Origin of the sequence: Bacillus sp. AFS088145 (assembly GCF_002564465.1) — a bacterium.
Taxonomy (GTDB): domain Bacteria; phylum Bacillota; class Bacilli; order Bacillales; family Bacillaceae_G; genus Gottfriedia.
Genome location: NZ_NUUX01000010.1, coordinates 107,104 through 122,349, shown reverse-complemented (window position 1 = coordinate 122,349; position 15,246 = coordinate 107,104). Strand labels below are relative to the sequence as shown.

Annotated in this window: 15 protein-coding genes and 1 pseudogene; all 16 read right to left on the bottom strand. The window is 39.6% G+C overall.

The window, feature by feature from the left end:
* Positions 1-445 precede the first annotated feature (445 nt).
* Positions 446-658 (bottom strand): YneF family protein, encoded by a 213-nt coding sequence (locus tag COI44_RS07700; RefSeq protein ID WP_056476721.1) that lies wholly within the window; start codon positions 656-658, stop codon positions 446-448.
* Between the two features lie 85 nt (positions 659-743).
* Entirely contained in the window at positions 744-1,181 is a 438-nt protein-coding gene (gene sirA / locus COI44_RS07695) for a sporulation inhibitor of replication protein SirA (RefSeq protein WP_056476717.1), read from the bottom strand.
* A 192-nt stretch (positions 1,182-1,373) separates the two neighbouring features.
* Positions 1,374-3,377: a transketolase gene (tkt, locus tag COI44_RS07690; RefSeq protein ID WP_098427401.1), complete on the bottom strand. Its 2,004-nt coding sequence runs from the start codon at positions 3,375-3,377 to the stop codon at positions 1,374-1,376.
* A gap of 187 nt (positions 3,378-3,564) precedes the next feature.
* A complete protein-coding gene (locus COI44_RS07685) occupies positions 3,565-3,804 on the bottom strand; it encodes a DUF896 domain-containing protein (RefSeq protein WP_098427400.1) in 240 nt (79 codons plus the stop codon).
* Positions 3,805-4,027: 223 nt separating this feature from the next.
* Positions 4,028-4,284, bottom strand: a pseudogene (locus COI44_RS24530) (YneB family resolvase-like protein); the annotation flags it as partial.
* Positions 4,285-4,731: 447 nt separating this feature from the next.
* Complete coding sequence (locus tag COI44_RS07680; protein ID WP_098427399.1) at positions 4,732-5,532, bottom strand: HoxN/HupN/NixA family nickel/cobalt transporter; 801 nt, start codon at positions 5,530-5,532, stop codon at positions 4,732-4,734.
* A 213-nt stretch (positions 5,533-5,745) separates the two neighbouring features.
* Positions 5,746-6,609 (bottom strand): GHMP family kinase ATP-binding protein, encoded by an 864-nt coding sequence (locus COI44_RS07675; protein WP_098427398.1) that lies wholly within the window; start codon positions 6,607-6,609, stop codon positions 5,746-5,748.
* A gap of 19 nt (positions 6,610-6,628) precedes the next feature.
* Positions 6,629-7,597 (bottom strand): adenosylcobinamide-phosphate synthase CbiB, encoded by a 969-nt coding sequence (gene cbiB / locus COI44_RS07670; protein ID WP_098427397.1) that lies wholly within the window; start codon positions 7,595-7,597, stop codon positions 6,629-6,631.
* A gap of 141 nt (positions 7,598-7,738) precedes the next feature.
* The gene (cobU, locus tag COI44_RS07665; protein ID WP_098427396.1) at positions 7,739-8,275 is read right to left on the bottom strand and encodes a bifunctional adenosylcobinamide kinase/adenosylcobinamide-phosphate guanylyltransferase; all 537 of its coding nucleotides are present in this window, start codon (positions 8,273-8,275) and stop codon (positions 7,739-7,741) included.
* A complete protein-coding gene (gene cobD, locus COI44_RS07660) occupies positions 8,272-9,375 on the bottom strand; it encodes a threonine-phosphate decarboxylase CobD (RefSeq protein ID WP_098427395.1) in 1,104 nt (367 codons plus the stop codon). The genes cobU and cobD overlap by 4 nt, the downstream gene beginning before the upstream one ends.
* Complete coding sequence (cobO, locus tag COI44_RS07655) at positions 9,375-9,932, bottom strand: cob(I)yrinic acid a,c-diamide adenosyltransferase (RefSeq protein ID WP_098427394.1); 558 nt, start codon at positions 9,930-9,932, stop codon at positions 9,375-9,377. Before cobO ends, cobD begins: the two co-directional genes overlap by 1 nt.
* A gap of 15 nt (positions 9,933-9,947) precedes the next feature.
* Positions 9,948-10,517: a nitroreductase family protein gene (locus COI44_RS07650; protein ID WP_098427393.1), complete on the bottom strand. Its 570-nt coding sequence runs from the start codon at positions 10,515-10,517 to the stop codon at positions 9,948-9,950.
* 1 nt (position 10,518) lies between these two features.
* Positions 10,519-11,304, bottom strand: coding sequence for a uroporphyrinogen-III C-methyltransferase (gene cobA, locus COI44_RS07645; RefSeq protein ID WP_098427392.1), 786 nt, complete (start codon positions 11,302-11,304; stop codon positions 10,519-10,521).
* Between the two features lie 19 nt (positions 11,305-11,323).
* Positions 11,324-12,364 (bottom strand): nicotinate-nucleotide--dimethylbenzimidazole phosphoribosyltransferase, encoded by a 1,041-nt coding sequence (gene cobT, locus COI44_RS07640; protein WP_098427391.1) that lies wholly within the window; start codon positions 12,362-12,364, stop codon positions 11,324-11,326.
* Positions 12,357-13,877 (bottom strand): cobyric acid synthase, encoded by a 1,521-nt coding sequence (locus COI44_RS07635; protein WP_098427390.1) that lies wholly within the window; start codon positions 13,875-13,877, stop codon positions 12,357-12,359. The genes cobT and COI44_RS07635 overlap by 8 nt, the downstream gene beginning before the upstream one ends.
* A complete protein-coding gene (locus COI44_RS07630; protein WP_098427389.1) occupies positions 13,870-15,240 on the bottom strand; it encodes a cobyrinic acid a,c-diamide synthase CobB in 1,371 nt (456 codons plus the stop codon). The genes COI44_RS07635 and COI44_RS07630 overlap by 8 nt, the downstream gene beginning before the upstream one ends.
* Between the last annotated feature and the right edge of the window lie 6 nt (positions 15,241-15,246).

The following is a 15,246-nucleotide window of genomic DNA, read 5'->3' as shown; positions in this document are numbered from 1 at the left end:
TAAAATAATTTACCAATGTACTAAATGATTAAATAAATTTTTAATAATGAATACGCATTTCTTTACCAAGTACTGTACTGTATTGTAGTGTTGTATTAAAATTTGTAAGAAAATCCGAATTCTTATAAATTCAAAATGAAGAAAAAGATATAAAAAACACCAACTTTTCGCGAAAGTCGATGTCTTAAATTTTTTTTATTTTCTTCCATTATTTAGGGTTAACTTCTTTTGGTATTCATTAAAATTCCCTCTAAAAACATAAAAACCACTTTCCTATTGGTTAATCCCAACAGAAAAAGTGGTTTCAGATTAGTATAATGATTCATGATTTAAATAATTACAAATTCTTAGTGAAGAATTCACTTAAAAGAGCTGGTTCCAGAAAGAATATGTTCAATATTTATTTCAAAACAAGCTATAAAGCCTTATATTTTAAAAGGATTTATTATTTTGTTTGGTTGTTCATAGCCTTCATCATTTGATTAATTTTCTTTTGTGAAGGTTTTTGTCCCATTTGAGCCATCATTACTTTTAACATTTGTTCATTAATTGGTGGATTTTTCTTTAGGTAGTTCATTGTATATTGACGAGCTATGAAAAATCCAATCGCTACACCTGCAATTAATGCTAAGATGCCGACTAGAAAGTATACCCACATTTTATTGCTTCCTCCTTAAAATCATCTAGAAACAATTTTACTAAAACTAACCAGTTTATACAAGAGCAAACTGTAATTTAATCGTTTAAATATACTTTTGATAGGCAATAGGTCTTAGCCAGCCAAATCGCTGATCCTTCACATCAATTGCAATGAATGTTGAACGAAACTTTCTTAATAGCTCAAAGAATATTGTTTCTGCCTCTAATGATCCTTCTGCATATAATATTAGTTCGTGAGGATAAAGTTTTAGCTGAGCCTTTGCACCATCAACAAGTTCGAGAAGATACTCTCCAGTTTCCTCATAAAAGTAGATCTGTTGAGAATCAAATTTTCGAATAAATGTATGTAGCTCGAATAATGGAATTGGTTCTGTTATATATTCTAATTGTTTTTCAATAATTTTCCTTAGTTCAATAGATGAGTAATAATACTCATATACTAGTTGATATATTTTATGCTCTTTCCCATAAAATTCTATAGACAGTGGTTCTCGAATTAAAAAAATTTTATATTCCCTCATATCTTGTCCACTCCCAACAACTATCTGTAAGGAAGATTATATAAAATTCCATTCAAAATATTTGTCATTTTTAAGGAGTGAAAATCAACTAGTTTTGTCGAAAAATCTTTAATAAAGTATTATATTGAAAAAAGGTTTAGGAAATAGGAAAAGAATTTAAAATTCTTTCCCTACTTTCCCCATCTTTACCTTTTATTGTAATACTTTTTTTGCTACTGAAACGACATGATCAACAGTAAAACCGAATTTCTCCATTAATAAGTTACCTGGAGCAGATGCACCAAATGTATCAATTGAAATAACTTCTCCATCGAATCCTACATATTTATGCCAACCGAATGAAGAGCCCATTTCTACTGCTACTCGTTTCGTAACTTCTTTTGGTAATACTGATTGTTTATATTCATCAGATTGCTTTTCAAATAAGTCCATTGAAGGCATTGAAACAACCGATGCAGAAATTCCTTCTGCCGCTAGTTTTTCTTGTGCTCCAACTGCTAATTGTACTTCACTACCTGCTGCAATTAATACGACATCAATTTTATCTTGTTTAGCAGGAGAAATAATGTATGCACCTTTCGAAACTTTATTATAAATATCAGTAGTAGTTCCCTCTAAAGTTGGTAAATCTTGACGAGACAATACTAACATTGTAGGAGCGTCTTTAGCTTCTACTGCCACTTTCCATGCAGCTGAGCTTTCATTTCCGTCTGCTGGACGAATTACATTTAGATTAGGCATTGATCTGAATGCTGCTAGTTGCTCAACTGGTTCATGAGTAGGTCCGTCTTCACCAACAGCGATACTATCATGTGTAAATACATAAGTAACAGGTAAATTCATTAAAGCTGCTAAGCGAATTGCTGGTTTTAAGTAATCAGAGAAAACAAAGAATGTCGCGCCAAACGCATGAACGCCACCATGTAGCGCCATACCATTTAATGCTGCACCCATTGCAAATTCACGTACACCGAACCAAATATTACGGCCATCGTAGCTTTCTCTCGTAAAGTCACCTTTGCCATTCATATACGTTTTGTTAGATCCAGCTAAGTCAGCAGATCCACCAAAGAAACTAGGTAATACGTTTGCAATAGCATTAATTGCTTCACCTGAAGATGAACGAGTTGCAATTTTTTTACCTACTTCATACTTAGGTAATGCAGTTTCTAAATCTACAGTAATTTTACCTTCAATCGCATTCTTTAATTGAGCTGCTAATTCAGGATATTTTTCTTCGTATTTTGCAAATGTAGCATCCCATTCTGCTTCTTTCTTTGCACCAGCTTCAACGATTACTTTATTAAAATGTGCATACACTTCTTCTGGAACGTAGAATGCATTTTCATAACCCCAAGCATACGCTTGTTTCGTTAAAATCGTTTCTTCTTTTCCTAATGGCTCACCGTGAGATTTTGATTTACCAGATTTATTCGGAGAACCGTAACCGATTGTTGTTTTCACTTCGATTAAAGTTGGTTTTGATAATTCTTCTTGAGCTTTTTGGATCGCTGCAGTAATTTCGTCTAAGTTATTACCATCTTCTACTCGGATTACTTGCCATCCATAAGCTTTAAAGCGGTCTTCTACACTTTCAGAGAATGAACGATTTAATTCTCCATCTAATGAAATATCATTCGAATCATAAAGAACTACTAAGCGTCCTAATTGTAAATGCCCCGCTAATGAAGCTGCCTCTGCAGAAACACCTTCCATTAAATCTCCATCACCACAAATTGAGTATGTAAAGTGGTCAACTACATTTAAATCTTCTTTATTATATGTACCTGCTAAATGACGCTCTGCTAAAGCCATCCCAACAGCCATCGCAATACCTTGTCCTAATGGACCTGTTGTAGCTTCAACACCATGTGTATGTCCATATTCAGGATGTCCTGGAGTGTTGCTTCCCCATTGACGGAAGTTTTTAATATCTTCAATCGAAACTTCATAGCCTGATAAATGAAGCATGCTATATAGTAACATTGAACCATGGCCTGCTGATAACACAAATCGGTCTCTGTTAAACCATTTTGAATTTTTTGGGTTATGATTCATAAATTTTGCAAACAATGCATATGCCATCGGTGCAGCGCCCATTGGCATTCCTGGGTGACCAGAATTGGATTTCTCGATTGCATCAATTGATAATGTACGAATCGTATTAATTGCTAATTGTTCAATATTATTAGACATAAATTTCGCTCCTTTAGCTTATTCATAGATATTATCATATAATTTACCATGATTTATTACAATAACTAACACTTAGTTTTGACATTTTTAACAAATTCTTTCCAAGAAATAGAAAAAAGCAGAATATTCTTCTGCTTTTTTCTGTTATTTTAAACAAAATATGAAATTTTATCTTATTAAAACCTTTTTAATGTAAGTTTTTTTTACGCATTGCTTTTTCATATTTTAACTTTGCAGGTGTAATATCATTCCCTTTTTCATCAACAATTTTAAGTGAAGTTAATTCATCCATCATACGAGAACGGAAATCTGCTAAATATTCTTTCCTTAATTGATCTTGTTCAACTTTCTCTTCTGGACTTAATCCTTCTTCTTTTGCTTTTTTTGATAATTCATTTATTCTATCTAAAGTTTTTTTAGTAACCATTAATAACCTCTCCTTTATTTGTATCTTATCTATTCATTGTTAGTTCCATTACTTTGAAAACAGACGATTAATTGCCTGTTCATTCTTTTCGAGAAAGTCTGACTTCGAGCTGTTTTAATAGGTGTAAAGAGCACCGCACTTAGCAGGCTAAGCAAAGTAAATAGCAATCGTTAGTCAGTGTCTGATATTCTATTCAATGTATCTCATCTTACAATAAATTGCATTAGCTTTCAATATTGGAGATTTCTTTCATATGTTCATTATACCTTCTATTGACAGTTGCCTTTGAAACGTTATATCCAAATCCTTTTAAGATAGCTGCAATTTCTTCAAATGTTAGGTCTTTTGACGTAATCTTACAATTTCGGAAATCGGTAATTCCAACTTATCTCTACCACCTGCGTTTAAACTACCTTCTAAGTTTTTTTGAGGCTTATATCCGTTTTCAACCGCCTTTATTATTCCTCTTTTTATTTTCACAGTTTAGCTACTTATAAAAAGAATTGTTAATAAGCAAAAACCTCAATTTTTTTTTAGGAACAAACGATTTATTAATTTCAATTTCTCATTTGATTTATTGAATAAAGTCAATATTTAAAAATATATTTACTTGTTAATAAATAAAATAAGACCATTTTATTTTTATAGACTAACTTAAATAGTATGAGTAAAGATTGTAAAGCGGAATGTACATTCTTTCTAAGTGGACAAAGACTCCTTGTGAGTACAGAACACCACAGACCGATAGTTCGAGGATCGTAAACTTAAGGAATTTAAAGGAGTTAGTAAATGAAACGATCACAATTAACACAACAATTAAACTTAGTTAGCGCTCTTATTCGTTAAAACAATACTCATACCATTCGATCGTTTTGTCAGCCTTTATAAAAGAGCTCTGACACTATAAAATAGTCAGAGCTTATCTAATTAATTCGTAGTATTTATTTCGTGTTTGTGTTTTTTGGAATAAACGGTTATAAAGATAAATGATGCGACTAAGAAAATGAAAAGAATGACTCCCACTATTTCGAAATCTAGTTCTGCCCAAGGGTTAAAAAAAGTAAATGCAAGATAGAAGGAAACCCCGTATGCCAAGACGACAATCACCCAACCCATTAGTCTTGACGCAGCTTGACCGATTTTGCTGGACTGGTTCACCATTTTATAGACAATCATCGAATCAATTGTATCCGTAATCATCATCCCAAACATAAAAACTAGCCCTAAAAATAAAGGGGTATATTCACTTACATTTCCTGCCGCCAAAGACCAAACGGCGGTTTGACTTACTGTCTCGGCAGCCAAGGCAAACAAAGCCCCTACTAAAATAATAAGAAAAGGATTTGTAGTCCCCTTCGCAATTTTTGGAATAAACTTTCCCTTTAGTCCGCTAAGTTGAAACTCTTCTTGATTGTTTCTAGTTCGTAAAAGATTATATGTATTTAACGTTCCAATAAGGAATAAAGAAAAAATCGATACCCATGATGCAATATTATCAAAATAAGCTGGGAATGAAAAATTCTCTATCACCATTCCTAAAATACCCGCTGTTAATGCTACCATTCCTCCGTGACCCAATGAAAATAATGTCCCCACCCAACGTGCAAACGAACTGCCCATTCTCCAATTAAAACGAGTTTGTCCATCAATAAAGGCAAGATGATCAGCATCCAATCCATGCCGAAGCCCCAGTACAAAAACAAGTAAAAACAATGATACAGTTTCCATTAAAAAATTCCTCCTATTTTAAACAGTTGCAAAATAAAAAATCAATCCTAACTGACAGATTGAGGATTTTTGAGGACGTGCAAATAGTCGACAAACTAGGGTGTCTGTAATTACCACCCCAAGCTTAAAAATGATCCTTTAATACAAGCCTCTTGACTAAACACGTTCCCCCCCTTTTTGAAATCAAACTTTGTAAATTTTTCAAATCATTATCTATTCCTTGCTTTCATAATGAAATAAATTTATAGGTACACCCTTGTATGCGAGTGACATTTCCCTAATTAAGTGTGAAACCACCAATTCACTGTTTGGAAGATTTCCATCTAGTAAAATACCAGCGACCGTTCCACTGTGGGCGACAACGATTCCGCCATGATAGCGATTGGCCAACTGATCTAATAGAGGAAAAACAGGTTTTGGCAATATTTTTTGATTCACCCGTGCACTGAGGGTTGCTGCCTCCCCAATATAAGTTATATTTTTTTCCTTAAACCCTTTTGTAGCTAGATCAAATGCTTTAATAAATTGCTGTTGATCGTCCTGGCTGTACACTTTCGGAACTTCATTAAATTCTATTGTGTTGATCATACCCCCAAGATCGATACCAACGAGGATGAATGGGGGTAAGGTCCCAAAGCTTGCAATTAACTGACCGTGAATATATTCATAGACCACGACTTCCTCATACATTACCCCATCGGTAGGTTCCACTTTTGCGGCAATCATCGAGATCATTTCATTTGTGAGAGTAATACTATAGCTGTCAGCAATTGCTCTTAATGCAGCAACAATATCCGCCGAACTGCTAGCCATCCCCTTGCCGGCAGGGATATTGGAAAGTATTTCGAGATACCCACCTCCTCTTATCCCAAAAAGTTGGAGTAACGTTTCACCCGCTTTCTTCGCTTTCATTTTGGAATTTACGACCCTTATTCGGGAAACGGCTGTGTCTGGAAAAAATCTAGCCTCACTTCGTAAACTCCGGATAGGCAAAGTAATTAAAAACGGACGCTCTTCCATGATACCTTGGACCAATTCTCCAAATGTGCCATTGCAGCTTCCTCTTCCTAGTTTCATTGTTCAGGCTCCTATCCCCTTACTTCATGCCCAGCTCCACTAATATCGAAAGTACCATAAATAATACGACACAGATAATGGAAGTAGTTTTCATAACTGTTACTGTAAGTAAAATATCATCTGCTTTGATCTTCCGTAATGGTTCGCCCATCTTTGCCCGTTCAGAGACTTTACCGAAATAATAATTCGTTCCTCCAAGTTGTATCTGAAGCGCTCCTGCGATTGTCGCTTCTGGGATACCGCTATTTGGACTCGGATGAAGTTTAGCATCCCGTTTCATCATTTTCCAAGCGCCTAGTATATTGAGACGTTTAATCGAACAAGCAAGCAGCATCATTCCAAACGTTAACCGAGCAGGCAAATAGTTTAATAGATCATCTAGTCGGGCCGAGGCCCAGCCTAGGTTTTGATATTTTTCATTCTTATATCCTACCATCGAATCTAACGTATTAACCGCTCGGTACAACATTGCAAGCGGGGCACCCCCGATAAGGGCAAAGCATAACGGTGATATAATGGCATCGACAATGTTTTCGGCTACAGTTTCCACTGCCCCCCGCGAAATTTCACTTTCCTCAAGGTTTTCTGTATCTCTTCCGACAATCATTCCCAGACTTTTTCGTGCAGCCCTTAAGTCCTGATTTTTCAAGTGTTGGAATACTTCCAACCCTGCATCAGCCAATCCTTTTGTCGCGATGGTCGTTGAAATTAACCAGATTTCCGCAATGACAGCAAGAACGTGATTCACCTGATTGAGGCCACAAAGCAGCAAAGCAACGATTAAATAACTGCCGCCAGCAATCAAAATAGGAAATAAGAGTCCTACCAGTTTCAAATACCTTTCCTTTACGGTGAAAAAACGAATCGCTTTTTCCAAACGACTAATAGACTTCCCAATGATGACCACCGGATGTAGCAGCTTTCGGGGGTCACCAATGATTCGATCAATAAAATAAGCAATAACAATATTAATGGCATGAACTAACATCGAATTCTGAGACCTCCTGATTCCTTACTGCTTCACATGTGGACCCATAAATAAGGCAGCCAATCGTATTCCCAATGGAGGTGGTGGTACCGGTAAAAAAATGGGTTGAAAGATAGTTTACTTGAATGGTAGCCAGTTTCATCATTTTAGCCTTAGTTGCAGACCGGAAAAAACGGTGTATGCTTCATCTGCATTGGCTGCCAATAATTGATTGATCTTTCCTAGAACATCCTGAAAAAAACGACCCAACGACGATAACGCGACACCACCTAGACCTACCTCATTTGAAACAACAATCACATGCTGCTGATTTTCTTGTATCACCTTAATCCAAAGTTCCACTTCCTCTATTAAACTGGTTTTCTTGTTTTCTTCCTTGAGTTCCTGATCTGTTAACCACATACAATGATTGGACAGCCACGAAGAAATACAATCAACTAAAATAACATCGTAGCCTTGATAGACGGTTTGAACAGAAGTTAGTTCGTTCGGTTCTTCTAATAAGTCCCAATCACTTGGGCGCCGCTTCTTATGGCTATCAATTCTTTTCTCCATTTCTTGATCGGCTTGAACTCCGAATGCAACATAAAGGACTCTACCTGCATGACTGTAGGCCAAGCGTTCCGCAAATTCACTCTTCCCGGAGCGAATTCCTCCAGTGACATAGGTTAAGGTCATGATGGATTCACCTCTTTTTTTAATTCAATTAAGGCTTGGATCAAGCATTGATTTTCTTCTTCGGTTCGAATCGCAATCCGAAAATCCTGATCCGTTAGCCCCGGATACATGTTACAGGAGCGTATTAAGATTCCTTTATGACCCATGCGCCACTGTAATTCAGCCGCCGTGATGCCAGCTGTTATCCTAACTAACAGAAAATTGGCTTGACCGGGAAAAACCTTCCACCCAAGCTTCTCTTCAATGGCTAGTTTAACAAAGCTTCTTTGCTCCTGAATTAGGGAAATCGTTGCTCCCTCGTATACCTTTTCGTTTAGGACCGCTTCACCAACCAAAAGTGCAATTTGGTTGACACTCCAAGTTACTTGTTTCGCCTGAAGCTTTACTATTAGGGTTGGATCGGCCACCATATACCCCAGCCGAAGACCAGGGATCGCATAGAACTTTGTCATCGAGCGAACTAGGATTACTTTATTCCAACGTTGTAAATCCTTAAGCAGCGTGATTTGTGTTTCAATCGGAAGAAAATCAATAAATGCCTCGTCTATAATCAAATATGTATTTGTCTTCTTTGCCTGTTCTGCCATCTCGACAAGTTCTTCCTTTGAATATGTTACACCAGTGGGATTGTTGGGATGTCCAACAAATACAAGATCGGTTTTCGCTATTAATTGAAGGAATTCCGATTGATCAGGCTTAAAATCATTTTCTGCTCTGCCGACCAATGAATTGACGGTAGCACCATAAGCTCTAGCAAGCTCTTCGTATTCCGAGAAGCAAGGATATACAACCCCTACTGTTTCAGGCTGCAATCCTAAAATCGCAAGGGCGATACACTCTGCTGCTCCATTTCCTATCAAAATCTGTTCTGGTGAAACGGAGTGTTTTTCCGCCAGCTTTTGTTTAAGAACACGATGGGCGGGATCGGGATAATGGACGATCGACTCCAGTTGCTCCTTTATCAACTCAATTACACTAGCAGGTGGACCGAGTGGATTGATATTCGCACTGAAATCCAACAGCTGCGATGCATCTTTACCAAACAATTGTTGGGCCGTCAGTAAATCGCCACCATGTCCAAATTTTTCAAGATAGACCATTAAAACTCAATTCCCTTCACGGCAGGAATTCCTTCGTTATAATAATGCTTAACGGGCTTCATTTCGGTTACTAAATCCGCACAAGCGATGATTTCCTCTTTGGCTGACCGTCCGGTAATCACCAAATGCATCCCCTTAGGGCGCTGCTGAATCAACTCAATAACTTCTGTAAACGGAAGGACATCGTCAATCGGGAATTTATCAATTGCGAGCGCATTATTTAATTCATCTAAAATGACAACATCATAGCCGCCAAACTGGACCTTTTCTTTTGTAAAAGACCACGCGGTTTTTAGGGCTACCCGATGTTCATCTGGTGTTTTCGTCCACGTAAAGCCGATTCCTGTCTGCACGATTTCAATCCCTAATTTTTCGAATGTAATTTTTTCCCCGTACGTTCGATCAGGCGATTTAATAAATTGAATCATAAGCACCCGTTTTCCCCGACCCGCGGCACGAACTGCGAGCCCAAGGGCTGACGTCGTCTTCCCTTTTCCATCACCGGTGTAAACTAGTGTAAGACCGCGCTTTGCTTTGTTTTCAGTTACCTCTTCCATACACTTCACTCCTCTTTACAACCAGACTGTCTTTTCTTCAAAGGATGACCGAGCCGGAACTTTCGCCTTTTTTAATACTTCTGAATCAGGATAACCAATAAACAAATTCCCGATGATTTTCTTGTTTTTGGGTGAGCCAATAAACTCATACATTCGTTGGTCACGAACAAGTCCGACTCCCCTTGTCCGCCAAACCAAACCTAATCCCAATTCTTTGGCGGAAAGCCACATCGAATGGATCGAACAGCATACGGCATATTCATTATCGGCAGATGCCTCTTCATCGTCTGGAACGATGTCAGCGGTAACGACAATATGGACCGGTGTTGTTTTTAGTACCTTTAAGGAGCTTTCGATTAAATTTGGTTTGGTTGGAAAGCGTTCCTGTAGATATTCATAGGCCAACGCTTCATAGCGTTTTTTTGCTTCGCCTTTAATCACATAAAAGCTCCATGGTTCACGCATCCGGTCATTCGGTGCCCATGTCGCTGCTTCTAATAAGGTGTGAATCTTTTCGTCCTCTACCTCTCGAGCCGCATAATCACGGATTGCTCTTCGGCTTTTGATTTCCGCTAAAATCGACATCTTAGACCCTCCCTATTCCAACTAATTGTTTTTCTTCTGCTTCTTGAAACCAGCGTAATTTCTCGCGAAGACCGACCACATCACCCACGAGAACAATCGCAGGATGAGTAATCCCGGCTTCTAGAACCCGGACTTCGATATCCTTTAAACTTCCGGTAACCGTTTTCTGCGTGGCCGTGGTCCCCCATTGGATAACGGCTGCTTTCGTATCAGGGCTTTTTCCGTTCTCTATTAATCTCGAAACAATATAAGGTAAATTCCCAATTCCCATATAAAAGGCAATTGTATCGATTCCTTGAGCGAGAGCTGACCAATTTAATTGATCCTCACCCTTTTCCGCACGGCCGTGGCCTGTGACGATCGCGAAGGTGGAAGCATAATCGCGGTGGGTAACCGGAATTCCGGCATAAGCAGGCGCTGCAATACCAGCTGTAATCCCTGGTACTATTTCATAGTGAATCCCATGTTCTGCAAGAATTTCCGCTTCTTCACCGACACGGCCGAAAATGCAAGGATCGCCTCCTTTTAATCTGGTGACAGTTTTGCCCTGACTGGCTTTTTCAATTAACAACTGGTGAATGTGATCTTGAATGATCTGATGTTTCCCTGGTAGTTTTCCGCAAAATATCAACTCTGCCTCCGCCTTTGCATACTTGAGCAGTTCCTCATTTACTAAACGGTCATATAAAATCACATCCGCCTGTTGGATACACTCCATCCCGTAAACCGTGATTAGCTTAGGGTCTCCCGGTCCAGCACCAACAAGATACACTTTTCCATTTATCATCTTCTAACTCCTCCCTAAATTACTCATTTGAAATTCCAGCCGATGTAAAAGTGGCCATTTCTTTTAACATTAAGGTTGCTGATTGTAAGATTGGAAAGGCCACTGCTGCCCCACTTCCTTCTCCTAGCCGCAAATCTAAATCAAGAAGTGGCTTTTTGCCTAATAACTGCAGCGCAATTTCATGTCCGGGCTCGACGGAACGATGGCCGACAATCATATACTCCGCTGCTGTCACACAGATTTCCCTTGCCAAAAGAGCTGCAATCGTGCAAATAAACCCATCTACCAATATCGGAATCCGATTTTGAGCGGCGGAGAGCATTGCACCTGTCATTCCGGCAATTTCCAAACCGCCAATTTTTGCTAAGATATCGATGGGATCATTCCGGTCAGGGTTCCTTTCCTTTATCGCCCTTGTGATGACATCTTGTTTATGACGAATTTTTTCTTGTGCAATCCCTGTTCCACGGCCAACGAGTACATCGATGTCCTGCCCGCTTAAAACCGCTGCAATCGCACTGCTTGACGTCGTATTACCGATCCCCATTTCACCAACAATTAGGCATTTGATTCCCTGTTTAATCATCTGTTCCGCCCGTTCATAGCCAACTGCGATGGCTTGTTCGGCCTCTGCTCTTGTAATTGCATCTTGTTGGCAAAAATTGTTGGTTCCATAGCGAATTTTTCGATTCACAAACCCGTCAGCCTCAATATCTGCTGCCACACCGATATCGACGACTTCAAACATGGCTCCGATTTGCCGGCTAAAAACATTGATGGCCCCACCGCTGTTTAAAAAGTTTATGACCATTTGCACGGTAACTTCCTGCGGGAAAGCGGACACTCCTTCTTCGACTACACCATGATCAGCGGCAAAAACTATAACACCGGGCGGTGATACGACTGGGAATGATTCAGATGTCATTTCCGACAGATGAATGGCTAATTCCTCTAATTTCCCCAAACTGCCCGGAGGTTTGGTTAACGTATCAATATACTCACGAACTTGCTGTCCCATTTCTCTATCAAGTGGCTGGATTCCTGTTATAACGCTATTCATTGGGTGATCTCCTTTTTTGATAATCCTTCATTAAATGTTCAATGACATTCAGTTTAACGTGTGCCCTTACATGTTCTGCCAGCCGGTCAAACGCTTCTTCCCGCAATTGGTTAAAAGATTGGCGCATGTGGATGGGCTCCAAACCCTTTTTACGGCGGAGTTGATTAAGTAATTCCTCACGAAATTCATCATTATGGAATATCCCATGAAAATAAGTGCCAATGATGGTTTCATCTGGAGAATGACAACCATCCCATTTTTCATTCGTAAAAATAAGCCCTTGGGACGCTCCTGTTGCCACGGTTTCACCCATATGAATCTCATAACCTGTTACATGAAAGTTTTTTCCAAAAAGATGTAACTTCCCATTTGATAGGATCGTCGTCTTATCTTTCGTAATGGTAGTTCCAATTGGAAGTAACTGAAGGCCTTCGATTTCTTTATGGAGAGACTCTATCGCCAACGGATCCTCAATTTTATCACCGAGCATTTGATAACCGCCGCAGATCCCGAAAAGAACGGAGTGTTTCTTTTTATGTAATTCCGCTATTTTTTGAGCGATGCCGCTCTTTCGTAAAAACAGTAAATCTTCAATTGTATTCTTGCTGCCCGGAAGAATGACTAAATCTGGATGGAGCAATTGATCCGCTCTCGTTATAAAACGGACATGACAATCCGGCTCAGCAAAAAACGGGTCGACATCAGTGAAATTTGAGATTTTCGGATACTGAATCACCGCGATATCCAATTCTTTTTCAGTATTTTGAGTATATGTATATTGATTTAAAATAACGGAATCCTCGGCATCAATATTTAAATTCTCCAAGTAAGGAATCACGCCGAGAATGGGTTTTCCTGTATACTCCTCAAACCACGTTAATCCAGATTCTAGCAGGCGGAGATCGCCGCGGAATTTATTGATGATTACACCAATTACTCGATCGCGGTCCTCGGGTTCCATCAGCTGGAGGGTTCCTACTAAACTAGCAAACACTCCGCCTTTTTCGATATCCCCAATTAAAATCACGGGGGCATCCGCCATTTTGGCGACCCGCATATTAACCAATTCCCGGTCATTCAGATTAATCTCGGCCGGACTACCAGCCCCTTCAATTACAACTCGTTCATAATTTTGGGACAGGTTGGACAGTGATTGTTGAATAAGTTCCAATCCAGTTTGAAAGAATTCCCGGCGGTACCTTCCTGCTTCCATATTTTTATATGGTTTACCATGGACGACAATTTGGGATTGGTTATCCCGGTTCGGCTTTAGTAAAATCGGGTTCATATCGGTGGTTGCCTGAATACATGCTGCTTCGGCCTGAACACCTTGTGCTCTGCCGATTTCTTTTCCATCAACTGTGATATAGGAATTTAACGCCATATTTTGTGATTTAAATGGAACCGTTTTATATCCGTCTTGGGTGAAAATCCGGCAAAAGGCGGTCACGACAACACTTTTGCCGACATCCGAATTGGTACCTTGAAACATAAGTGGTATGGCTTTAGTCATTTTGTTTATACTCCTTACATTTCTTCACCCAATTTTCCACAAGCTCAGGGCATGAGCCAAAATGAAAATGAGTATAACCTGCAATTAAATTCCCTTTCCTATAGCCCTCCTGCTTAAATCCACGAATTCCTTGCGTTTGGTAGGCCGGTTCAAAAACCGTTCTCGCATGAAAGGTGGAGTAGTGAAATTCATGGCCTCTTGCAGTCAGATTTCCTGCTAACAAGAAATTTTCTTCTTCTGCAGTGATTTCCCGGTATCCCAAAGCAGCTAGTTTTGTCTGCATTTTCACCTTTCCAGGAATGATCCCGACCATTTTGTAACTCGTTTCACCCGTTGTTTCCAACGATTCAGTTAAGTACATAAACCCGCCGCATTCCGCCAAGGTTGGAAGTCCTTTTTCAATGGCCGTTCGAATCGAGTTTTTTACCTCTGTCTGTTTGGTCAGCTCTTCCGCAAATTCCTCTGGGAAACCGCCACCGATATATAAGCCATCGACATGTTCCGGCAGGCATTCACCTTTTAATGGAGAGAACTCGATTAGCTCGGCTCCGGCGGCTGCTAACATGTCGAGGTTTTCCTGATAGTAAAAATTAAAAGCGGCATCTCGTGCGACTGCAATTTTTACAGTTGCCTGCTCCGCTCTTTTAAACTGGGATTCTTTTATTTTTAAAAGCGGGGCTTGTGCCAAGTCATATATGGAATCTACATCAACGGTTTCAAGGACTAATTCACCTAGTTGCTCAAAATATGGATTCAATTCTCCCCGTTCAACGGAGGGAATCAACCCTAAATGCCGTTCCGGAATCGAGAGTTCCTCGTTTCTTTTCAAATAGCCAAGGACGGGAATACCGCATTCTTGCTCAATCGCGGTTTGAACGATTTTAAAATGCCCTTCGCTACCCACCCGATTGGCGATCACCCCGACAATATTGGCTTCCTTCGAAAACGTTTGAAATCCCTTCACAATGGCCGCAGCACTACGGGCCATGCTGGCACAATTCACGACCAAAATGACCGGACTTTCGGTGACGAGACCGATTTCGGCAGTTGATCCCGTATTATTTAGAGGATTTTTCCCATCAAAAAATCCCATAACCCCCTCGATGACGGAAATATCCGCGCCATTACTTGCACGGTTGACAATTTCTTTGACCATCTCGTGGTTGAGCATCCAGCTGTCAATGTTTCTTGACGTTCTCCCCGTGACCGCCGTATGATAGGTCGGATCAATATAATCTGGACCGCATTTAAAGCCCTGGACTGTATAGCCCTTTTTCCTTAAAGCAGACATCAGCCCGATTGTCAGCGTCGTTTTTCCGACACCGCTGCCTGTCCCTGCAATCACAAGTCTACGAGTAGACATTCTATT